Consider the following 23,029-nt stretch of genomic DNA (forward strand, 5'->3'; position numbering starts at 1 on the left):
CCTCCTTAGTTGTGTTCACCTAAGGTTGCAACCATAACAGCCTTGATAGTGTGCATCCGGTTTTCAGCTTCACGGAATACAACTGAGTTCTTGCTTTCGAAGACTTCATCAGTAACTTCCATTTCCTTAAGACCGAACTTCTTGTAGATTTCCTTACCTACTTCAGTGTCAAGGTTGTGGAATGCTGGAAGGCAGTGTTCGAAGATAGCGTTAGGGTTTTCAGTAGCGTCCATAACTTCCTTAGTAACTTGGTAAGGCTTGAGAAGCTTGATCCGCTTTTCCCACATGTCATCTGATTCACCCATTGATACCCAAACATCGGCGTAGATAACATCCATGCCCTTAACGCCTTCCTTAACGTCGTTAGAAACAACGATCTTAGCGCCAGTTTCAGCAGCAATAGCGTTAGCCTTGTCAAGAACTTCCTTAGTTGGGTTCAATTCCTTAGGAGTTACAACGTGGTATTCCATACCCATAACAGCAGCACCTAACATCAAAGCGTTAGATACGTTGTCTTGACCGTCACCAACAAAGGCAAACTTGATTTGTTCGTAAGGCTTCTTCAATACTTCATGAGCAGTTAAGAAGTCAGCCAATACTTGTGTTGGGTGGTCTTCATCAGTTAAACCGTTCCAAACTGGAACACCTGAGTACTTAGCCAAAGTTTCAACATTCCGTTGTGAGAAACCACGGTATTCAATACCATCAAACATACCACCAAGAACACGGGCAGTATCCTTAACAGATTCCTTGTGACCAATGTGTGAGCCTGATGGGCCAAGGTAAGTTACGTGAGCACCTTCATCCTTAGCACCAACTTCGAATGAGCAACGAGTACGAGTTGAGCTCTTTTCGAAGATTAAGGCAATGTTCTTGCCTTCAAGGTTCTTACCTTCAGTACCAGCGTACTTAGCCTTCTTTAAATCTTCAGCAAGGTCAAGCATGTATTCCATTTCACGCTTGTTAAAGTCTGAAAGTGTCAAAAAACTACGATTACGTAAATTGAATGCCATAATTAAATTTCCTCCTTGAAATTCTTTACGATTTATATAATAGTAAGCACTTTCAAAAAAAATCATTTTGCTTCAAAATGATCCATCAAAAACTTTAAATTTATTTTCACAATGATCAAAAATATACATTTAAAGAAAGCGGAACCATCACTATTCATACATTATTCAGACCAATAATATACATTTCACAAGTATTTTATTAATCAGTATGCTTAATATTCAATATCTAATGAATTATTATTGACTTTCACTCTTGCTTCAAATAAACTCAAAATGACTCAATTTGATTCGAGGTATTAAAATGAACTTCTACATTGTTGATAATGATAACAACGCTACATCTCTCCTTAAAGATATTATTGAAAATGACTTTAATAATTCAGTTGTTGGTACAACCTTCAATGCTGAGCAGGCATTTGAGGACGTTATTCGCCTAAGTATTGATGTTATGTTTGTTAACCCGTCCCTGTCCCAAATTAACGGAATTGAACTAATTAAACGAATTCAGCAAAGCAACCACCACCCCCACTTTATAATGGTTAGTCAGGCATTTGATCCTGCTGGAAGGACAAATGCTTACCAGGCCGGAGTTGACTTTTGCATCGAAAAACCCTTGAACGTTGCTGAAGTAAAAACTGTCATTAAATTAATTGGCGAAAACATCAACATGTCAAACCGAATGTTGCAGATCCTTGATCTGGTCAGTGGAGCTGCTAACCAGAACACAACCAATATTAACTTCAAGAGTAAAGAAAAGGAAAATGTGAAGTCAATTCTTCGTTTTCTCGGGATTACAAATGGTTCTGGCGCCCAAGACATTACCCGGATTATCAATGTCATGATTGAACAAGGAATTACGTTTGATAACATTAACTTTCATGAAATTTTCCGCTGTGACGATCACGGTAAAAAAATTATTCTTCAGCGAATTCGTCGTGACCTTAAGACAGGGCTAAATAACCTCGCCCACATGTGTATTGATTATCCAGAAAACGATATTATTTTAGAATATGCTAATAACCTTTTTGAATACAAGAATGTTCATAATGAAATGAAAATTATTAACGGTACTTCCTCACGTGGTGGTCAAGTTTCAGTCAAGCACTTTTTCAACGGTTTGGTTCAGGAAAGTGCTCAAAGTTAAATGATTATTAAAAATAGAAGAACCATTCAGAAACTAGCAAAGTTTCTGAACGGTTCTTCTATTTTTTCATCAGTTGGATCGTCAAATAAACCCAAATAATAATCAAAATAAAGGTATATAGTGCTGCGATCCACATAACCCACTGCAAGAATGGGATTAGTTTGAACGTATTTAAAATCGTAAAGCAAATTGTCAAAACACACCAAACAGCAATTCGCATCTGCAGCTGATGACGTTGCTTATTGAGTTGCTGACGAGTCATTTACTTATTCTCGTCCATTTCAGCCCGCAGCTTCTTGCCGATCTCTTCGTAACCTGGCTTGCCTAACAGGCCAAACATGTTAACCTTGTATGCTTCCACGCCTGGTTGGTTGAATGGGTTGATCCCATTAAGGTAGCCGGAGATTCCCATCGCCACTTCAAAGAAGTAGATTAGGTAACCAAGGGTGTATTCATCTTCCTTTGGAATGTGAACAGTCATTACCGGTACACCACCAGCGGTATGGGCAGCGACAACCGCTTCGTATGCCTTGGTATTGGCAAAGTCCATCGTCTTGCCTTCCAAGTAGCCTAAGCCATCGAGGTTATCCGGTTCGCTTGGGATTTCCATATCGTGGTTGGGCTGGTCTAACTTAACAACGGTTTCCATCAAGAACCGGCGACCTTCTTGGATGTATTGACCAAGGGAGTGAAGGTCAGTGGTGAAGTTAGCACTGGATGGGTAAATACCCTTGTGATCCTTTCCTTCAGATTCACCAGCTAATTGCTTCCACCATTCGGCAAACATCGTCATGTTTGGTTCGTAGTTTTCCAGCAATTCGGTTTCAAAGCCCTTCCGGTAAAGAATGTTCCGGTAAGCAGCGTATTGGTAAGCTTCGTTGTTTTCTAATTTTGGATCCGTGTAATCCTTTTCGGCTTGGGCAGCCCCGGCCATTAACTGGTCAATATTACCGCCAGAAACAGCAATTGGTAAGAGACCAACTGGGGAAAGGACGGAGTAACGACCACCAATGCCGTCTTGAATGACAAAGCTTTCGTAGCCGTGGGCATCGGCTTCGGTCTTTAAAGCCCCCTTAGCCTTATCAGTGGTAGCGTAGATCCGCTTGTTAGCTTCATCCTCGCCATACTTCTTAATCAAGAGGTTCTTGAAGATCCGGAAAGCAATTGATGGTTCAGTTGTGGTTCCTGACTTGGAAACAACGTTAACGGAGAAGTCCTTGTCACCAATCAATTCAATCAAGTCATGAAGATAAGTTGAACTTAAGGAGTTCCCGGCAAAGAGTACTAATGGGTACTTCCGATCCTCGGCCTTTTGGGCTTGGTAGAAGGTGTTGTGCAAGAAGTCAACTGCCATCCGGGCACCAAGGTAAGAACCACCAATCCCGATGACCACTAAGATGTCTGAATCTGATTGGATCTTCTTGGCAGCGGCCTTAATCCGCGCAAACTCATCCTTGTCGTATTCCGTTGGCAAGTGAAGCCAGTCACGGAAGTCCGCCCCAGCACCAGTACCGTTGCGTAATTCGTCATCCGCCGCATTTACCATTGCTTGCATTTCGCCTAATTCGTTATCGTTAACAAATTTCTTTAAGCCTGTTTGATCAAATGAAATATGAGCCATTTTCAGAACTTCTTTCTTAATATTAATATTTACACCCCTAATCATACCGAACCATGAAGCCGTTTTCAATTAGAAGAAACAACAAAAATAATTTAGTGATTTTTTCCATTATTCTTCGTTCTATTAATTTGAGAGGTCTTCTCAAAATTCATATAAAAGGAGTAGAAAATGGAACAAACAGGTTCAAGGAAAAGCTGGGAAGAGGCTGGTCTGACTGATGATTTCATCTTTAGCAAGACCTTTCTCGATCTCAAAATCACATTAGAGTTATTACGGCGAATCTTTCCAACAATGACAATTAAAGGAATTAAGATTCTCAATAGTCAGCAGGAAATCAAAGCCACCCATGATGCCAAAAGTTCCCGTTTTGATATTTATGTCAAAGATTATGATAACCGTCACTATGATTTGGAGATGCAAGTCGAAAATAATCATAATTTGCCACAACGGGCCCGCTTTTACCAATCAAGTCTCGCAACGGCTGCGTATATAAAAGGGAAAAACTACATCAAAGCTAATAAATCATTTGTGATCTTCTTCTGTTGCTTTGATCCCTTTGGCCTCGGTGAACAGCAATACGATGTTAAGCGGATTATTGAGAATTATCCTAACTATACATACCAGGATCACGAAAAATCAGTTTTTTTCGATATTACTAGTCACCGAAAAACGGTTGGCCCAAAGTTGCAAAACGTACTGGATTTAATAGCCAATCGAAAGCTTGATGAAGAAGACGACCTCATTATAAAATTAAAGAAAAGAATATCGTTTGTAAAACAGAACCAGGAATGGAGGAGAGAATATATGCTACGGACATTATACGAAATGGATATCGAAAACAAACTAAAAGAAGGCCTAAAGCAAGGACACGAAGAAAGTCTAAAACAAGGGCACGAAGAAGGTCTAAAACAAGGTATCGAGCAAGGCATTGAACAAGGTATTGAGCAAGGATTAGTTAAAGAGCGCCTCTCCTTAATTACCGACTTAATCAAAAGTGGCCAAACTAAGGAACAAGTTGAAAACTTCTTAATCAATATTCGCCAAATTGATCCTGCAGAAGCCGCTAAGGACTACCAGGAAGCACTGGATAAAATGAAATAATCCTTGACCCATTAGAACTAACAAAAAGCACTTCATAATCTTAGCGACTATGGAGTGCTTTTCTAATGAAACAAATATTACTCACTAGTACGACTACCAACAGCGTTCAATACAGCTTCAGTAATCTCTACAGCATTCTGATCATGCTCTTCTGCACCCTTTTCAATTACCGATGCTAAATAGAGTTCAGGCTTTTGAATGAACTTATCATCCCTGTAAACATATTCCAACTTACCCTGAGCATTATAAACCCCAACGGTCCAACTCTTGCCATACTTCTTCACAAAGGTCTTATTAGAAGCAATCGCGTAGCAAACCGGTTGAACTTGTGTACCAGTGATCCTCAAATTACCTTGAGGGTCGGAATCCTGTTCCGGATCACCAAACAACCGATTAATCGTTGAAACATGATCGTCCACATACGCTTTGATGTTTGATTCAAGCGCATTACTTAGTTCCTCATTCATTTGAAACTTAACGATCTTCTTATGGGCATTAACGTCCATAATTTGAAAATCACTGGTTATTCCTTCAAGTGACGCTGTACTTTTACATACCTTTTCAATTGCCGCCTTGGCCTGTGCGTCTTGCTGACGTTGGTAGATATGATAACCACTAATAATCAATATAACCGCAGCTACTACCCCAATAATAGTCCAAATCAATTTCTTATACTTTTGAACTATATTCTTAAGACTTACCATTTATTACTCCCCATTCACTTATACTTAACCTTGCCTATTACCCTCCGGAAAAGTAAAGGCAACTTTCTTGTAATTATTATCATAACTAACTACAAAGATCTTATCTTTTACATACTCGTATTCCGAATCAACTTCTGATGGTTCAACTACACAAGTATTATAAGAAAGTGCCTCTCTAACGAACCGTTTTTTAACATCTTCTGAAATACCTTCTAGTGCTGCCTTGTTTCCATCTTTTAAGGCATCAATTCCTACCTCATTTTCCGTAGGCTCTAGATAATTATAAATAATCAATTCAGGTTGGTGGCCTGTCTCATCAACATTTTTCTTTAATTGCTCTAATATATGATTCCACCACCAAGCATCCGATTCACCAATTGAGGCCCCATAAACGATAAATAGATCTGCTTCGCCAAATAATGGCTCATACTTAAGTTTACTTACTGACCAAAGTGGTTTAATAAATTCCTTGATTAACTTTTCTATATTATTATTTTGCGGTTGCACTTTTAACTGCTGCACACTACTAAAGCCAAAAAGCATCGAATCTGGAACCCATTCTTTACCATGAGGATGGATAATATTTGACATTAAGTAAGATGAAAATTTGATTTTATTTGATCTTATGTAACCTTCTCCACCATTTATTGTTCTTGTCACCAATAATCGATCATACATTTGTTTCCAAGCCGGGTAAAAAGAAATATTAGTCATACTTGATTTATTTCGAAAAGGATCAAAAAAGCGTTTATTAAAGTCAAAACAATTATCAAAAATTGAAGTATAATTCAAATTTACAAAAAGCCAATTATAAAGAGTGTAATATCCTAACGCCCCTTCTTCGTTACTAAGAGACTGACTTTCATGCCTAGTTTGATATTTCTTAAATTTTAATTTTCTATAATCATCTGGAGTAAGATCACCTAAAAATTTTGCTACCGCATTAACAGGATAGTTACTCTCTTTATTTTCATTTTGTTCTAGTTCCTTACCATCATGCGGATTCGCATTTTCAACAACTTGCGAGTTAATTTCAGGAGTAACCTGTTTACGTAAAAACTTTGCAAAGGTTGTTTTAATGTTTTTAAGATCATTCTTTAATTTTATTAATCCCTTTTCAAAGTCTTCTTCATTAGTTTTTGATAATTGTTCTTCAATAATTGTCTTAATATCTGATTCTAAGTCAGACCATTTTTTATCTTCCTTACCTTTCTTTAATTTCTGGTATAAATTATTGTTAGTTTTATAATCATCACTTTCATTTTCCTCTATATAATCAACAAAATCGCTATAACGTGTCCCCGGTTTATTCAGGAAGTGAAGTACATCAATATCAAAACCATTACCAACAATCATCATAATATTTCGCTGATTGCCTTTATATTTTCCATCATCGATATCTTTTTCCGTAATTTTACTAAAATGCATAATTTCCCCTCACGATTATTAATACCTTCAATTTAATTACTGAAAATTTATATAGTCTGCTCATACATCTACTAAAAGAGACCCCGAAGGCGATGTGTACCCCCAGAGTTAGAAATTAACTCTGGGGGTACACATCACTTCAGATCTCTCGATCGAACCTATTAATACCGTTTCTTAGCTAAACCAAAGCCAAACATTGCAGAAACAATACCTAATGCCATTACTGCAACGGAACTACTATTACCAGTCTGAGGCAACGTAGCTTCACTTACTGCAGAATGACTACTACTCTTAGTAGGGAAACTTACTGCTTGACCGTTAGCGGTCATGTAGGAACCTGAACCATTGATAGCACTCTTAACACTAGCTTGTGCTTGTGGGAATAATTCATTATGCAGTGCCTGGTAAGTTTGTACGTCCTTAACCTTTAAAGCATTGAGCTTAGCGTCAAGTTGAGCCTTGTAAGCAGCAATCTTCGCAACAGCATCGTTATTAATTTGGGCTAACTTAGCTTCATGCGCCTTCTTCATGTCAGCTAAGTGAGCTACTTGTTGAGCTTTCAGTTCGTCAACGTTGGTTGGGAGCTTCTTAATGTTATCCAACTTAGCTTGGTAGTCGGCGTTGAGCTTGTTCATCGCCGTGTTGTAGGCATCATTTTCCTTTTGCATAGCCGCATCACGAGTCTTTGCCAGGTCATTTAACTTAGCTTGGAGAGCTTGATCCGTAGCGGAAGTGCCTTGGGACTTTTGTAAGTCAGCAAGTTTGGCTTGGGCGGTAGCTAAGGCAGCCTTTGCTTGGGCTAAATCTTTAGCAGAGGATTGGGCAGCCGTATAAGCATTGTCGTAAGCCGTTTGCGCAGCTTGAAGAGTCTTAGCGGAGTCAGAACTAGACTTGCCAGGGTTAGGCTGAATAGCATTTGCAGAAACATCAAGATCTTGGGCTTGATCAGCGGTGTTTGGGCGAACGTAGAAGATCATGATTTGGCAGTTACCGTCATTATCGGTGTTTACCGCTAAGTATGGGACGTATGGACCGTCGACACTGTCGGTGACCCCTAAAAGCGATCGAGCATGACCAAAATGTTCAGTGGAATCGTTTAAAAGTAGATCATTTAGAGAGGATGCAATTGCTTGATCTCCCCCATTTAGATTGATTCGGAGCTGGTGAACCGTTTGACCATTAATGGTGACGGTTTTATCTGAACCACCTAATCCAATTCCATTAATTGTTCCACCGATCCAAATGATGTTATGAGTTTTGGCAAAGTCTTGAAAACCTTCGGCATCATGATCCATGTTATCCATTTCATCACCGGTCATGTCTTGATTATAGATGTGCATTAGTTGGTAACCATAATCAAGATACTTTTGGTTGACGTGAACTAATGGATAACCAGCTTGTGCACGAAGTTGGTTAATAAGGTAAGCGGCATATACAGTCAATTTCTTTGATGATTCAGGAATTAAGGCTCCTTGGTCGTCTTGGTAAATTGGGGTGTAGTATTGGTTAGAACCAGAGAAATCGGTTGTATACTTTTCCAAATTTTCTAGATCTGTATCATAATTCTGCTTTTCTGCTTCTTCAGCGGTTGGTGTTTCAATAATTGCGGTATTATTGCTAATTTCTTTACCAAATCCTGGTGCAAATGTTGGGTCAGGATATTGACTTGTATCTTTTAACGTGCTGATATACAACGGTGACATATGAAACTTTTTGTGAGAATTTAAATAAAGGAATGAGTCCTTAGATGATTCATCATTTGTTGTGCTATTCACTTCATCCAGCTCATTCTTCGCATTAGTCAATTCAGTTTGCTTCTGGTTGTTCAATTGGGTTAAGTTGTTGACCTTGTTTTGGGCATCGCTAACCGCCTTAGTAGCATCTTGAACTTCTTGAGTGTGTTGTTGTTCAGCTGTAGTTTGATTAGCCTTGGCATCATCAGTAGTCTTCTTTACAGCAGCATCATAGTCAGCCTTAATTTGATTGCTCTTGGCTGAATGTTGGGCATCCAAATCAGCTTTGCTCTTATCGTAAGCAATTTTTGCTGCGGATTCTTGTTGGGCCTTTTGTGCAGGTGTCACAATGTGTTGGGCAGCATTGGCGAGTTCCTTTTGGTTAGCAGCGCTTTGACTAGCTACAGCTGAACTATAAGCGGCATTTTCCTTATTTGCTGCTTCACTAGCTTGTTGCTCGATAGTTGCTGTTTGTGACTTTAATGTAGCCTGATTTTGATCAGCTAAACTCTGTTCGGCTTTTGCTTGACTAGCTTGCAGGTTAGACAATTGTTGATCAGCTGATGGTGCTTGGCTAACGGCAGTATTACTAGTGGCTGGCGTTGTGTCAGCATGAGCCGTGGTAGCGATCGTACCGGTTGCGGTAACGGCACCGATAGTGGCTACCGCTTGTAGAATCTTTTTCTTACTCATAATATAATAGTTCCTCCCTCGTAACTAAACCATTAATTCTATCATTGTGATCCGAATTAATACTTTTTCGTTTGTACAACCATTAAGTTACGTCAATCCAATTAAAAGAAAAAGGAAGATTCCTAATAAAATCTTTTTACCCAAGCTTTCACTGAAAAGTAACTACCAAAAAGTGAAAAAGCTAACTAACTGCCCATAAATTTTTCACCTTAACTTAAAAATACAACAACTAGCTAATTCCTAACCCTGAAAAAGCTTCTATTCTTTTTTCAGGCTTCTTTTACTTCTTAGTGAAAACTCAAATAGAACGCTGGAATCTCCCCCCCCCACTTAATTTATATTAGATATGTAATCTGGGGAGGGGTTATTAATGCTAAAGATATTTATTATGGAGGATAATTCACAACAACTTCACAATTTGCAAGCTGTTGTGAAAACTATTCTTTTAAAATTACAGGTAACTGACTCGTTAGCATTACCTTTCAGTTCTACGACTAGCTTAAATAAGGCACTACCAGAACCAAGTGCAGATAACGTTTTTATCCTTGATCTACAAATCAATCATAATAAGCGCGCAGGACTACAATTAAGCCAATTAATCCGGCAAAAAGATCCAGAAGCTTCCATTATCTTCATTACCGTTCACGATGAGTTACTTTATACCACTTACAAATACCGGGTTCAGGCACTGGACTTTATTTCAAAAGATCAAGATAATATTGAGCAAGAATTAATGAAGGACTTTCGTCTAATTACTCGTCAGCACCAAAAAAAGGCAGAAAATCTTTTTCACTACACCAGCTATAATCAGGATCAGACCATTTTACTCGATGATATTTGCTTCTTCAAGTCCAACAAGAATAATACCCATTCGGCCACCATTTTCACCAATGACAATCAAGCAATCGAGATTCATCAGAACCTCACCACGATTGCCAACAATGATTCTCGTTTTATTCGGGTCCACCGGAGTTATCTGGTAAACCCCCATACCGTGAAAAACGTGGACTTCTATCATCGTCAAATTGAATTTTACAATGGTATGACCTGTCCGATTGCTCGTCGCAAAGCTAAAAGTTTCTTTGCCTTAGTTCGTCAATATAAACACCCTGCTGACGAAAAGATGCCTCAACAAGAACGCGGCTAAACTTAGGAAAGCATGGAATCACAAATAAGGCTCCAATGTTCGGTTTTATCGAGCACTGGAGCCATTTTATATCACAATTTTAGCTTTCTTACGCGTCTTCATTTCAACATTCTCATGTTTAATAAAAGGAAAAGGAACGACACATATTCTTTGCCGTTCCTCTATTAGATATTTTCTTCAGTCAACTGCTTTATTCTATGCAAAAGCAGTAGCAATACTACCAACAACAATCAAAACAATTCCCCAAATAGTGTAGGTCATTTCACGGTGACTCTTGTGTTCGTGAAGAAGCCAAATTCCACCAAAGGTTGCAATAATAACATTCAGTTGGGTAAAGATGAATGCTTCGGTAACACCAAGGGCCTTAGCAGAAAAGATATAAGCAAAGGCGGCAATTCCCCATGAAAGACCACCAAGGATGTTTAAGTACTGTTCCTTTTGCTTGAATGAAGAAGCATTACCAGAACAGAGAGCATAAATTACAGAACCAAGCAAGATTCCCAGCATTTCTGGAAGGAAAATTCCTTGAGCACTTTCATTAGCAACGATCGGAATCTTTGGGAATGCTGAATATACCCAGTAACCAATAGTAGTTACCAGCAAGAAGATAAAGTTACTAGCAGTAACCTTCTTATCCGAATTACTATCAGAAACTGATGTCATCAAGGCACCAACAATAACGATTGCCAATGCAACAAAACCGATTGTAAGTGCCCGAGCACTATGCCATTCACCAAAGATAATAACCCCAATTAATGAGTTACCAACTAATTGTAAAACAGTAGAAAGTGGCATGGTGTTTGAGACACCCATCCGTTTAAAAGAAACGAATTGTCCAACCTGACCAATCGTCCATAAAGCACCACATAATACGGAAAACCAGAAAGCGGCTGTACTAACAGTCGGTTGAGTAACCGCATAGGCAATTAATCCAATGATTGTGGCACCAGCACCGATACCAAACATTTGATTAACAGCAGAACCACCAATCTTACCAGTGATTAATGGCATAAGCCCCCAACCAAGCGCTGGAATTAATGCAAGTAAATAAACCATCTTTATTTCTCTCCTATCAAATGAATAATTGATTACGAGATAGTATTATAACTGGTTGCAAACGTTTACACAAGTATTTTCACAAAATAAATAGATGGTATAAATATACTAAAGGCTTGTATTCTTTATAAGAAAGCGTTTAATAAATTATTGGTATAAATGTGAAATGTTAATTCTGACTATTCCTGTGCGGTGCGTGTTGAGGATCCGGAAGAAAGATAGTAAAGGTTGTCCCCTTTTTTGGTTTACTTTCAACCGTTACTTTCCCGCCATGAAGATTTACTAATTCATGAACGATCGGGAGGCCAAGTCCCGACTCACCATATTGATTACTTCGTGACTGATCAGCCTTATAGAATCGCTCCCAAATGTTCTTCACCTGATCATTTGTCATTCCAATTCCATTATCGCTAATCTTAAACTCGCATCCCTGTTCAACACGACGCGCCGAAATTTTAATTAGTCCCTTATTAGTAAACTGAATGGCATTCTGAATAACATTGAACATAATTTGAACGAAGCGATCATAGTCAGCATACACCAAGAGACCGTCAGGAACATCTAGTTGAATGCGATCTTCTTTCTCCACTGCACGCTTATTCAATTGTTCCTTAAGATTATTCAAGACGGCAGAACAATCAAATAGTTTCCGGTCCATTGAAATTTGATTAGTACGGATTTTCTCATAGTCCAAATTATCGTTAACCAACCGGATCAAGCGCTGGGTATCATTCTGCATTAATTCAATACTATGGTTCCAGTCTTCTTTAGGAATAACATCATACCGAAGCCCTTCTAGCAATCCATTAATTGTTGTTAACGGAGTCCGCATTTCGTGTGCAGCATCGGCCAAAAACTTCCGCCGTCGTTCTTCTTGTCGCCGAATCTCTTGATCAGACTCACGAAGGGCGGTTGTCATCTGGTTAAAGCTTCGAGCAAGGTCATCAACTTCATCCTTACCGTTAACTGGTACCTTTACATGGTAATTTCCCTTAGCAACCTGACGGGTAGCAGTCCGAAGCTGATCAATTTTTTTAGTAATTGATCGGGCAAGAAGATAACTAATTAAAAGTGCGGCTAAAGTAGCAATAAGAAAGGCGATCGCTAGGTTAATTTTCAGTTGATGCATATTTTCTTCTACCACCGAAACAAAAGTAGCAATCGAAACGACAGCGATCATTTTCTTGTGATAGAAATACGGGCGAATTACTTCTGTCATTGCTGACTGGTGAGCTTTTTGAGTATTAATCTGTGGCCGAGTAAGCCGCAGATAAATGGTCTTGCCCTTTTTTAATTTTTTCCAATCTTCCTTACTTATTTGGGGAGCAAAGCCATTACTAGCAAACGTCTGTCGCTGTGTCACATCAAAAATTGCAAAATGAACGTGCTGGTTAGACAGTAGTGCCGCATTACTCAACAAGGCCTGATTCTCAAAGCCCTTAAAAGTATGATCAACCGTATCATAACGAATTGCATCTTGAACCAAGCTATCAGAATAAGTTTTCAACTGATTCCAGGTATTCCTATACATTGTCTCATTAGTCACATTAATGAAGGCCAGACTTAAAACCGTCATCAGCGTAATAATTACCGTAAAGAAAGCAATCATTAATCGATATAATAGCTTCATTATTCGTTTCCTTCATCATCAAACTTGTAGCCAACACCCCAGACAGTTTGAATTACCTGTGGGCCAACCGCTTCAAGCTTTTGGCGAAGTTTTTTAATATGGGCATCAACCGTTCGCTCATCGCCATAGTATTCATAGTCCCAAACTAGCTGAAGCAATTGCGAACGGGTGAAAACCTGACGGGGCTTGCTAGCCAGCGTCTTCAATAGATCAAATTCCTTTGGAGTTAGATCCCTTACCGGCTTACCATACATATATACCTCACGGGTCTTAGTATCCATCTTAAAATGCCTAGTTTTAATGTCAAAGCGATCCTGATCAGGATGCTGTCCTCCATGCGCTGCACTTAATTGAGAGCGTCGCTGAAGAGCCTTAATTCGAGCAATTAACGTAATCGGACTAAATGGCTTAGTTACGTAATCATCCGCGCCAATTTCTAATCCAAGCACTTGATCACTTTCAGAATCACGTGCAGTCAGCATGATTAACGGTACTGTGGTTGATAGCCGACGAATATCCGCCGCCACCTGCATACCGTCCTTCTTCGGTAAATTCAAATCTAAAAGAATTACATCCCACTCATGCGGGGCAGCACTAAATTTTTCTTCTGCGGCGACCCCATCATAAGCGAACTCATATTGCCACCCCTCTTTTTTGAAAAACATTGCCATCATTTCGCATACTGAGTGGTTATCCTCAATCATCAAAATTTTCATTCTACAATTCTCCCTCACTAATTATAAAAATCAATTCACTATTTCCCGGGAAATAACTTCCTCCGCCAACGATAAAGTATGCTAATAATATTCTATCTTTAAGTTTTCAGCTATTAACCTACCTTAATAAATAATATTTACAAATAAAAAGGCTGAGAAAAACAAAAGCTTTTTCTCAGCCTCCCTTCTGCAATGGAGATGACGGGAGTCGAACCCGTGTCCAGGCATATCGCCATTCCAACCTCTACGTTCATATCTCAACTATTTAGCATTCATTAATCAAAACGCCGTTGATCAGGGCAACCATGATTAACTAGCTTGGTAATCTCTTCTTAATACTTCAAGCGTGAGTGTTAAGCGTAATCCACTAATATATGAAACCCATCACTGCATCATGGACGAACCCAGGATGGATTTACGCGCGCTACTTGTTAGGCAGCGTATGCGTAAGAGTTTGAATTATTGTTTGCAGTTATAATTTAAAACTGAGCGTTTTTACGAAGACGCAACCTTCGAAACGCAATTGAAACTCGACCTATACCTGTCGAATCCAAAAACATCCCCAAAATACAGTACTAATTGTAACATTGATAAAACAACAATGCATCATTTATGCATTAATTTTCCTAAGTAAAAAAACGGTAATGGTATTACTCACCACTACCGAGAAAATCGATTTATTCTTTCTAGACTATATAGTTAAGTCCTGTTTGCCAGAAGCTTGCTAGAGCTGTTTCTTTCTACTGCGTCATAGTCTAAACGCGCTCACCCTAAATTCACTCGAGATAACGAACTCCCGACAGCGGTGTAAAACACCACTGCCGGGAGGAATCGATTTAGTCCTTCTAGGCTACACAGACTAAACGCGCTCGCAGGAAAGTCCTTAAAGACAACAAACTCCCTCCCAGATGCTTTCAGCATCCAGTCGGGAGAAATTGTTGTCTTACAGGACTTTTTAACCCTGCTCACGCTCTTATTCTTAATACCAACCATTTGCCATCCAGTGTTGCTGAGCAGCAGTCCAAGAACCGTAACGACTAGCTACATATTGATCCGCAACTCGTTCTTGGTTGGCTGCTGAGTAGTCACCATTGAGGTATGATGCTGAAAGTTGGTACTTTCCGATGTATTGTCCATTAGTAGCACCATAATTTCCACCAGATTCGCGATTAGCAATCCAAGCCTTTGCGGCTGCTTCTGAGCCACTTACAGTACTTGTTGACGCCTGTTGACTAGTAGTATTGTTACTATTTTGGGTAGTTGTTTGAGATGATGCTGGCTGAATTTCACCATCGCTCTTGATAATTAAGCGTTGGCCAACATAGATCTTGTTAATATCTTTAATACTGTTCTTTTGAGCAATTTCATTAACAAGGCTATTGTTCTTATTAAACTTATAAGAAATGCTTGAAAGCGTGTCACCACTCTTAACAGTGTAAACTGTATCGGCATTAACAGCAGCTTGAGTAGCTGCAACACCGAAGACAATTGCACCAACAGAAGCAGTTAATTTTGCAAGCTTTTTCTTAGAAACCATAAATTCAATACCATCCTTTTTTATTATTCCGATTCAACGCTTCCTATACTACACGATGAATATTACTACCAGATAACAGCGATTTATCGTTTAACAGATTATTGCGAAGTGTTTGTAAAGCTGCTGAAATATTAATTGTAAATAATCGCACATTTATAAAAATTGACGTGCTAAAGACTATCATAATGGGATTTAATGATTTCTTTGGTTGTCCTAACTTCTTTATATGACAATAAAAAAAGTTGTTAAATTAAGGGCAATTTCCACTAAAATCGTCTAATTTAACAACTTTATTGACTAATTTTCTGTTTTTTTATTACAGTAATGTTGCAAAATATTGCTCACAGTAGCTTGCAACCCCATCTTCATCATTCGAATCCGTGATTGCTGTAGCAGCCCGCTTAACTTCAGGAAGACCATTTGCCATGACAATTCCTTGGGCAGCTGCTTGAATCATTTCCAGATCATTATCAGCATCACCAAAACTCATCAAGTTACTAAAGTCTAAGTTAAAGTGCTGTAAAAGCGCCTGTAAGCCAACCATTTTATTGACCTTTGGGGGCAAAAATTCCATAATCATTGGCTGAGATTGAACTGCATGATACTTCTCCTTAAGTTCAGCAGGAAGATTCTGAATGATCGGAGTTAATTTCTCAGCGGGAATCGCCATAACCGCCTTGCTGTAAGTTGTTTCTTCCAGTTCGGTACTCTTCGTATCACGAAATTCAATGTTCTTTAAGACTGTCTTATAAATTGAACGAGGTTGGTCGCTTAGTTCATAAACGCGATCATAGTCTAAAATATCAAGGGGAATGTTTTCCTGCTTAACAAACTTTAGCAGTGGTTGAAGATCATTTCTAGTCATCCCTAATTCAAAAAGGTGTTCCTTAGAGACATTGTTAATCACTAATCCGCCATTAAAGGTAATTGTATAATCATCCGGTTTTGTCAAGCCAAGCTGTTCAATCAGTGGCCAAATAGCATTAATTGGTCGACCAGTACATAAAACAACATGAATTCCTTGAGAATGAAGCCTTTTGAGAACCCGTTCATTACGAACACTAATTTCCTTATTACTATTTAACAAAGTATTATCTAAGTCTAACGCAATTACTTTAATCATTTTTCTCCTCGCTATAATTTGCCTGAACAATTTGCTTATTAAAATCTTCCAAAAGCTCTAACAGCTTAGCGCCCCGATCCTTTCCGTAAACATCAATCCAGTTTGAAAAACGTTTTAGTACAAGTGAACCAATATGTTGTTCGACCTGTTTTCCTCTAACGGTACTGATTAAGAACAACCGACGACGATCTTCAGGATCGGCCTCTTGTTGGATATAATTATGATTCAAGAGGGGCCGAAGTTGTCGTGAAATTGCACTTCTGGTTACTCCACGTTCATCAGCGATGTCCATTAATTTGATCTTTGGGTTATGAACAATCTTTTTTAAAATTAAATACTGTTCAAATGAGAGGGAATATTCTGCAGAAGGTTCTGAAATAAACGAGTCAAGGCCTTTCAACCCGGTCAAATATAGATCGATCGCCTTATCTAGTAACTTCTTATTATCATTCATTAACTATTCACCCCGTTGATCCTTCAAAATAGTTTTCGTAATTAATTTTGCATAATGGTTATTTCCCTGCTTATTCATGTGAACGCCATCTTTTGCAAACCAACCGGATTGACCATTGCTTGCGGTATACCAATCAACTAGGTGAACGTTATGGTGATCCTTTGCAATCTGCTGGATTTGGCTATTAACCTGTTGCTGCCAACTCTTTGATGGGATATGGGGAGTTACCCAGTAAACCTGCCGATCCTTCCCAATTGTCTTTAGAATATCGTCAATCGTTTTTTGATCCATGGCACCATTATTCCCTAAGTTCAAAATAACGATCTGGTTAAGGTGCCCACTCTCCTTTAACTGGCTAAGGACTTTAGGTGTTTGTGAACCCTGACGCCCCACCTTAGCATCAACATAGGCGTGTGGCATTAATTGTTGAAGACTATTAGAAGCATCAAGCATTACTGAATCACCAACCGCAGTGACCTTCAGTTTTTGTGCCTGCTCAATTTCAGTTTTACTTAGCTGGTACTCTTTTTGCACAGTGCTAATCTTAGCTGTTTCAACATTTTTTCCCTTACTAAGTTGCTTATTATGCTTTTCAGTTAATTGATCATTCTTTTCAATTTGTTTCTGAACCGTCGTCTTTTTTGGTTGAACATTAGGCTGACAGAGTCCGTAACCTGCTGTACCAGCAATTAACAAAACAATAATTGCCGTTACTGCCTGTTTCCAATTATTAAACTTGATCTTTTGCCAATTAAAATCACTTAATCGACGCTTAGCAAGCGGTTGTTCAATCAACCGGTATGAACATTCACTAATAATCACAATTAACGCTAATTCCTCTATCCCACTAACAATTGGGTGTACGCCAACATTAATTGCACGCTCATAAAATATAAGAACAGGATACTGATAGACGTAAATTCCGTATGAACGCTGACCACACCAACTAAAGAACGGGTTAGTTAGCCACCGATTCATCTGACTCCCTGGGTGAAGGATCGTTGCTAGTAAAATAGTCCCGATTACACTATAAAGGAACATCCCCCCATGGTAAGTAAATGAGGATTGCCCATCTAGAGTTATAAAGCCATATAGGGTAATAACCAAAGTAGCGATTCCTAAACCATTTAATATCCGTGAATCAGCTGCAGCAACCTTTGTACTCAACTGGTCAAGAGGCCAAACCAGGCCAAGCCATGAACCAAGCAAAAGGGAAAACGCCCGCGTATCGGTTCCATAGTAAACCCGATTGAGTGTCTCCGGATGATACAAGACAGCCATTTCAATTGCTGACAAGACTGCCAACGCTAAAACAAGGTACTGAACGATTGAACGTTTCTTGAACACCTTAAACAAGAGAAAAATAATAATCGGCCAAAGAACATAAAATTGTGCTTCAACTCCCAATGTCCACAGATGAGTAAATGGTGACTGATTGGCGAATTGATCAAAATATGATTGCCCATGGTAAATCTCCCACCAATTGTAAACCCACAAAATATTAGTAACAAAAATTTGCCGAATGTTATACAATAATTCATGAGCAAATAGTGTAATGTACGCGATTGTTAATACTAACATCGTAATTAAAACTGGATAAAGGCGGTAAAAGCGTTTAGCATAAAAATGCCTTAACCCAAGTCCAGCACCACGTTCAAACTTTTTACTGAACTGGTAAGTAATAAAGTAGCCTGAAATTAATAGGAATAGTGGAACACCGAGGAAGCCACCCTTTAGCTGAGTTGGCAGTAGGTGGTAAATAATTACTCCCAAAACTGCAATTGTTCGTAACCCATCGATTCCTGTAACGTGGTGTGGCTGAGCTCGACTGCTCACTAGGCCTTCTTTTTTGTTCATTAACAGAACCCCCAAGAAATATCTTTTCTAATTATAGTGTCTTGGCAAATTGCTGTATAGCCTCTTTTAAAAGAAAATTTATTGAATAATAGTACCCTTAACTTTTTAGCCAATATGGTTTTCTTCCAATATATCATGAACAATTTTATCTGCTTCTGGCGTCCGTTTCCATTCATCCCAGTGATCCATCGACTCATCCTGCATTTGGTAATGAGTGTTGATGAAGTGTTCATACTTAATTACGTTTTGGGAATGAGGAATATTTAACTGCAGGATCCGAACCTCCTTGATAAAGCCACGTTCAGCAGCTAATTCAGCTCGCCCGTTTTGGACCATATTACCAATTTCATAGTAGCTAGTCCCATCATTCCGTGTAATTTGTTCAATCAAATCCAAGACTTCATGTTGTTCTTCCACAATCCTAACTCCCTTCATAATCTCCAATTTATTATAACGAGAAGCACAAAAAAAATCATCGTCAAAATTGGCGATGATTGGCATAAGAGAGAAAGAGAATTGATTAGAAGGTAATTACTTAAATACCTTACAGTTATTATGATAGCGGTTTCATACATCGCTGTCAACAACTTTTTAGCGATTTTACTAAAAAGTGTCAAAGTATTTCTCCCCTAATACACAAAAAATCGCCAGTTGCTAACGTCTCTCACGTGCAACTGACGATTATTGATTAATTATTGAACAGTAACAGACTTTGCCAAGTTCCGTGGCTTATCAACATCCAGTCCCTTACCAAGACTAGTGTAGTATGCCAATAGTTGCGCTGGAACAACACTTAGAAGCGGACTAAGCAACTCATCAACATCTGGCAGAATAATATTATCATTATCCTTTGCCAAATGACGTGATACGATTGTCAGAGTATTAGCACCCCGCGCTTCAGTTTCTTCAAGGTTACTCCGCGTTAATCCAGCAGTCCGGTCTTGGGTAATGATCCCAATAACTGGTGTTCCCTTTTCAATCAGAGCAATTGTCCCGTGCTTTAATTCACCTGAGGCAAATCCTTCAGCTTGGACATACGAAATTTCCTTTAGCTTAAGAGCTGCTTCAAGTGAAACTGACCAGTCGATTCCCCGACCAATGTAGAAAGCATTCCGTGGCTTTGAAAGGTACTTATCTGAAAGGTCCTTCAAGATACTCTTACTATCAGTAATTGATTGCATTCCGTTGGCAACCAAACCTAATTGGTGCTTAACATCAAAAGCACCAGCAACCGGCTTATTCATGTATTCACCAAGAGCCTTAGCCAAAATTGCTTCAACGGCAATTTGTGCTGTGTAAGCCTTAGTTGAGGCAACAGCAATTTCTGGACCGGCATAAAGCAATTCGGTAAAGGTTGCTTCACGAGAAAGAGTTGACTTATCCACGTTGGTAATTGTAAGACTTGGCCAATTATTCTTATTAACGTTAACCAATACTTCACGACTATCAGCCGTTTCACCACTTTGACTCAAGAAGATAAAGAATGGCTTCTTAGAGAGTAATGGTTGCTCATAAGCAAATTCTGATGAAATGTGAACAGAGGTTGGGATCCCAACCAACTTTTCAAAAATCCGTGCGCCAATCAACCCGGCATGGTAACTGGTCCCAGCCCCAACAATGTACAGGTGATCGGCTTCAGACATTGACTTTAATAGTTCTTCATCAATTGTTGGCTTGCCATCTTCATCAAAGTACTTTTGAACTAACTTCCGCATTACGGCTGGTTGTTCATCAACTTCTTTTAACATGTAGAATGGGTAAGCACCCTTGTCTGCCGCATTTGGATCCATATCAACGGTGAAAGTGTCACGGTGCTTTTCGTTACCGTCAAAGTCTTCGATCTCAATTGAATCCGGCTTAACAATAACTAATTCATGATCATCCAATTCCATAAATTGGTTGGTCTGCTTCAACATTGAAGTAGCGTCTGAACCAACCATATTGTAGCCGTCACCGATCCCAACCAGTAATGGACTCTTATTTTTAGCAACATAAAGGGTATCTGGTTCTTCCTTATCCATTAATACAAATGCGTATGAAGAATCAGGACTGATTAACTTCAAAACCTTTAGTAATGCATCCTTAGTTGAAAGCTGATCTTCAACAACAAACTTATCCACTAATTGAACAATTACTTCGGTATCAGTTTGGCTCTTAAAGTCAACGTCTGCCAAGTAATCTGCCTTTAATTGAGCATAGTTTTCGATTACCCCGTTGTGAACAAGGTAGAAGCGCTCGTCACTTGAATATTGAGGGTGAGCATTAGCTTCATTTGGTTCACCATGAGTAGCCCACCGAGTATGACCAATTCCTGACATTCCATGAACATCATCAGTCAATGCCTCTTCAAGGTTGCTAATCCGACCAGCGCGCTTAACTAAATAATCATGGCCTTCGTTATCGTTAACGTAGACCCCGGCTGAATCATAGCCACGATATTCAAGGCGCTTCAAGCCATTAATTAAAATTGATAGACTATCTTGACTCCCAGTCACTCCAACAATTCCACACATATTTAATACCATCCTTTTTAAAATTGGTATAGACACATGCAATGTGTCAAATCCATTAAATACACTTAGTATCATAATGCTTTCAGCGGGCATTGTCAAACTAGTTAATTCCGATTGGTCTAGGTAGAGTATTTGATAAGATAATCAAAAACAACCTAAGATTAGTTCAGAACTAATCTTAGGTTGTTTTCAATCATTTTTTTATTTAACTTCTAATTCCTTACGAGCAACATCAGCAATCCGTTCAACATATTGGTGAACTAATTCTGGTGTAGCTGCTTCTGCCATAATCCGAAGCAATGGCTCTGTTCCACTAGGGCGAACAAGAACTCGTCCATCACCGTTCATTTCACCTTCGACTTCTTCAATAATCGCCCGAAGCTTTTCGTTCTTCATTGCAGCAGCCTTATCAGCAACCTTAATGTTAACTAGCTCTTGCGGGTAATTTGTAACGTCGCTTGCTAACTCCTTCAGTGACTTTCCCGTTTCCTTGATTACTGAAAGAAGCTGTAAAGCAGTCAGCATCCCATCACCAGTTGTATTGTAGTCCAAGAAGATAATGTGCCCCGACTGTTCACCGCCCAGGTTATAGCCGTTCTTTAACATTTCCTCAACAACATACCGGTCACCGACCTTCGTCTTCACACTGGTCATATTATGATTCTCAAGCGCCTTGTACATCCCCAAGTTGCTCATTACGGTAGTGACAATTGTATCCTTCTTCAATAGACCTTTATCATCCATGTATTTTCCACAAATGTACATAATCTTGTCACCATTAACAATGTTTCCTTCATTATCAACGGCAATACAACGGTCACCATCGCCATCAAAAGCAATCCCAAGGTCAGCTTTATTTTCGACAACAGCTTTTTGCAGCCCTTCAGGATGGGTTGAACCACAATTAAGATTAGTGTTCAGGCCATTTGGTTGAGCGTTAATTGGAACAAAGTCAACGTTCATGTCGGCAAAAAGGTTAGAAACAAATCCTGAAGTTGCACCATTAGCGGCATCAACAACTACCTTTAACCCTGAAAGATCAGTTGAAACTGTTTGTTCAAGGAATGAAGTATATTTCAAAGCACCTTCATGGTAGTCAGCAACAGTTCCTAATCCTTCATCAGATGGTCGTGGCAATGTATCTTCCTCAGCATCTAATAGCTGCTCAATTTCATATTCCAAATCATCTGATAGTTTAAAGCCGTCTCCACCAAAATATTTAATACCGTTATACTTGATCGGATTATGGCTTGCGGTAATCATTACACCGGCATCAGCTTCTTGAGCACGAACAAGATAAGCAACCCCTGGAGTAGTAACAACCCCTAATCGTAAAACTTCAATTCCAACCGAGAGCAACCCGGCAACCAACGCATTTTCTAACATTTGACCAGAAATTCGGGTGTCGCGTGAAACAAGAACTTGCGGTTGCTTTCGTTCAGAGTGCCGAGTAAGGACGTATCCACCAGCACGACCAACCCGAAAGGCCAATTCAGGACTTAAATCTTGGTTTGCAACACCACGAACACCATCAGTACCAAAATATTTTAACTTCATTA

Annotated in this window: 19 protein-coding genes and 1 other RNA gene; 3 read left to right on the forward strand and 17 right to left on the reverse strand. The window is 39.2% G+C overall.

The window, feature by feature from the left end; genetic code table 11:
• Positions 1-5: 5 nt before the first annotated feature.
• Positions 6-1,013 (reverse strand): ornithine carbamoyltransferase, encoded by a 1,008-nt coding sequence (gene argF, locus MR181_RS00670; protein ID WP_102168036.1) that lies wholly within the window; start codon positions 1,011-1,013, stop codon positions 6-8.
• Between the two features lie 301 nt (positions 1,014-1,314).
• On the opposite strand from argF, the gene MR181_RS00675 reads away from it, so the two are divergent.
• A complete protein-coding gene (locus tag MR181_RS00675; protein ID WP_242333707.1) occupies positions 1,315-2,157 on the forward strand; it encodes a DNA-binding domain-containing protein in 843 nt (280 codons plus the stop codon).
• Positions 2,158-2,215: 58 nt separating this feature from the next.
• Here MR181_RS00675 and MR181_RS00680 read toward each other — a convergent pair whose 3' ends face one another.
• Positions 2,216-2,419 carry a hypothetical protein gene (locus tag MR181_RS00680; protein WP_242333710.1) on the reverse strand — a complete coding sequence of 68 codons (204 nt, stop codon included), beginning with the start codon at positions 2,417-2,419 and terminating at the stop codon, positions 2,216-2,218.
• On the reverse strand, positions 2,420-3,778 hold the full coding sequence (locus MR181_RS00685; RefSeq protein WP_242333713.1) for a glucose-6-phosphate isomerase: 1,359 nt from the start codon (positions 3,776-3,778) through the stop codon (positions 2,420-2,422).
• A gap of 168 nt (positions 3,779-3,946) precedes the next feature.
• Between MR181_RS00685 and MR181_RS00690 the strand changes: the two genes are divergently transcribed.
• Positions 3,947-4,879 carry an Rpn family recombination-promoting nuclease/putative transposase gene (locus MR181_RS00690; RefSeq protein ID WP_242333716.1) on the forward strand — a complete coding sequence of 311 codons (933 nt, stop codon included), beginning with the start codon at positions 3,947-3,949 and terminating at the stop codon, positions 4,877-4,879.
• A 77-nt stretch (positions 4,880-4,956) separates the two neighbouring features.
• On the opposite strand, the gene MR181_RS00695 is transcribed toward MR181_RS00690, so the two are convergent.
• The 3 genes from MR181_RS00695 to MR181_RS00705 all read right to left on the reverse strand — a co-directional run bounded on the left by MR181_RS00695 (position 4,957) and on the right by MR181_RS00705 (position 9,437).
• On the reverse strand, positions 4,957-5,583 hold the full coding sequence (locus tag MR181_RS00695; RefSeq protein ID WP_242333719.1) for a hypothetical protein: 627 nt from the start codon (positions 5,581-5,583) through the stop codon (positions 4,957-4,959).
• A 24-nt stretch (positions 5,584-5,607) separates the two neighbouring features.
• Positions 5,608-7,011, reverse strand: a complete 1,404-nt coding sequence (locus tag MR181_RS00700; RefSeq protein WP_242333722.1) for an AbiH family protein — start codon at positions 7,009-7,011, stop codon at positions 5,608-5,610.
• Between the two features lie 161 nt (positions 7,012-7,172).
• Positions 7,173-9,437, reverse strand: coding sequence for an LPXTG cell wall anchor domain-containing protein (locus MR181_RS00705; protein ID WP_242333725.1), 2,265 nt, complete (start codon positions 9,435-9,437; stop codon positions 7,173-7,175).
• 370 nt (positions 9,438-9,807) lie between these two features.
• Between MR181_RS00705 and MR181_RS00710 the strand changes: the two genes are divergently transcribed.
• Positions 9,808-10,584, forward strand: coding sequence for a LytR/AlgR family response regulator transcription factor (locus MR181_RS00710; protein WP_242333728.1), 777 nt, complete (start codon positions 9,808-9,810; stop codon positions 10,582-10,584).
• 195 nt (positions 10,585-10,779) lie between these two features.
• Here the strand turns inward: MR181_RS00710 and MR181_RS00715 are convergent, their stop codons facing one another.
• The 11 genes from MR181_RS00715 to glmM all read right to left on the reverse strand — a co-directional run bounded on the left by MR181_RS00715 (position 10,780) and on the right by glmM (position 23,027).
• Positions 10,780-11,640 (reverse strand): GRP family sugar transporter, encoded by an 861-nt coding sequence (locus MR181_RS00715; protein ID WP_191911174.1) that lies wholly within the window; start codon positions 11,638-11,640, stop codon positions 10,780-10,782.
• A gap of 169 nt (positions 11,641-11,809) precedes the next feature.
• The gene (locus tag MR181_RS00720) at positions 11,810-13,270 is read right to left on the reverse strand and encodes a sensor histidine kinase (RefSeq protein ID WP_242333731.1); all 1,461 of its coding nucleotides are present in this window, start codon (positions 13,268-13,270) and stop codon (positions 11,810-11,812) included.
• Positions 13,270-13,986: a response regulator transcription factor gene (locus MR181_RS00725; RefSeq protein WP_242333734.1), complete on the reverse strand. Its 717-nt coding sequence runs from the start codon at positions 13,984-13,986 to the stop codon at positions 13,270-13,272. The genes MR181_RS00720 and MR181_RS00725 overlap by 1 nt, the downstream gene beginning before the upstream one ends.
• Before the next feature lie 190 nt (positions 13,987-14,176).
• Positions 14,177-14,550: a transfer-messenger RNA gene (gene ssrA, locus MR181_RS00730) on the reverse strand.
• A gap of 415 nt (positions 14,551-14,965) precedes the next feature.
• The gene (gene apf, locus MR181_RS00735; protein WP_191911171.1) at positions 14,966-15,523 is read right to left on the reverse strand and encodes an aggregation-promoting factor; all 558 of its coding nucleotides are present in this window, start codon (positions 15,521-15,523) and stop codon (positions 14,966-14,968) included.
• 316 nt (positions 15,524-15,839) lie between these two features.
• Positions 15,840-16,646: a Cof-type HAD-IIB family hydrolase gene (locus MR181_RS00740; RefSeq protein ID WP_242333737.1), complete on the reverse strand. Its 807-nt coding sequence runs from the start codon at positions 16,644-16,646 to the stop codon at positions 15,840-15,842.
• Complete coding sequence (locus MR181_RS00745; RefSeq protein ID WP_242333740.1) at positions 16,639-17,100, reverse strand: MarR family winged helix-turn-helix transcriptional regulator; 462 nt, start codon at positions 17,098-17,100, stop codon at positions 16,639-16,641. Before MR181_RS00745 ends, MR181_RS00740 begins: the two co-directional genes overlap by 8 nt.
• A gap of 3 nt (positions 17,101-17,103) precedes the next feature.
• Positions 17,104-18,957 carry an acyltransferase family protein gene (locus MR181_RS00750; protein ID WP_242333742.1) on the reverse strand — a complete coding sequence of 618 codons (1,854 nt, stop codon included), beginning with the start codon at positions 18,955-18,957 and terminating at the stop codon, positions 17,104-17,106.
• Between the two features lie 105 nt (positions 18,958-19,062).
• Positions 19,063-19,374, reverse strand: a complete 312-nt coding sequence (locus MR181_RS00755) for a hypothetical protein (protein WP_102169171.1) — start codon at positions 19,372-19,374, stop codon at positions 19,063-19,065.
• Between the two features lie 275 nt (positions 19,375-19,649).
• Positions 19,650-21,470: a glutamine--fructose-6-phosphate transaminase (isomerizing) gene (gene glmS, locus MR181_RS00760; RefSeq protein WP_191911167.1), complete on the reverse strand. Its 1,821-nt coding sequence runs from the start codon at positions 21,468-21,470 to the stop codon at positions 19,650-19,652.
• Positions 21,471-21,671: 201 nt separating this feature from the next.
• Positions 21,672-23,027, reverse strand: coding sequence for a phosphoglucosamine mutase (glmM, locus tag MR181_RS00765; RefSeq protein ID WP_242333745.1), 1,356 nt, complete (start codon positions 23,025-23,027; stop codon positions 21,672-21,674).
• Positions 23,028-23,029 lie beyond the last annotated feature (2 nt).

The organism is Limosilactobacillus urinaemulieris (assembly GCF_932750685.1).
Classification (GTDB): Bacteria; Bacillota; Bacilli; order Lactobacillales; family Lactobacillaceae; genus Limosilactobacillus; species Limosilactobacillus urinaemulieris.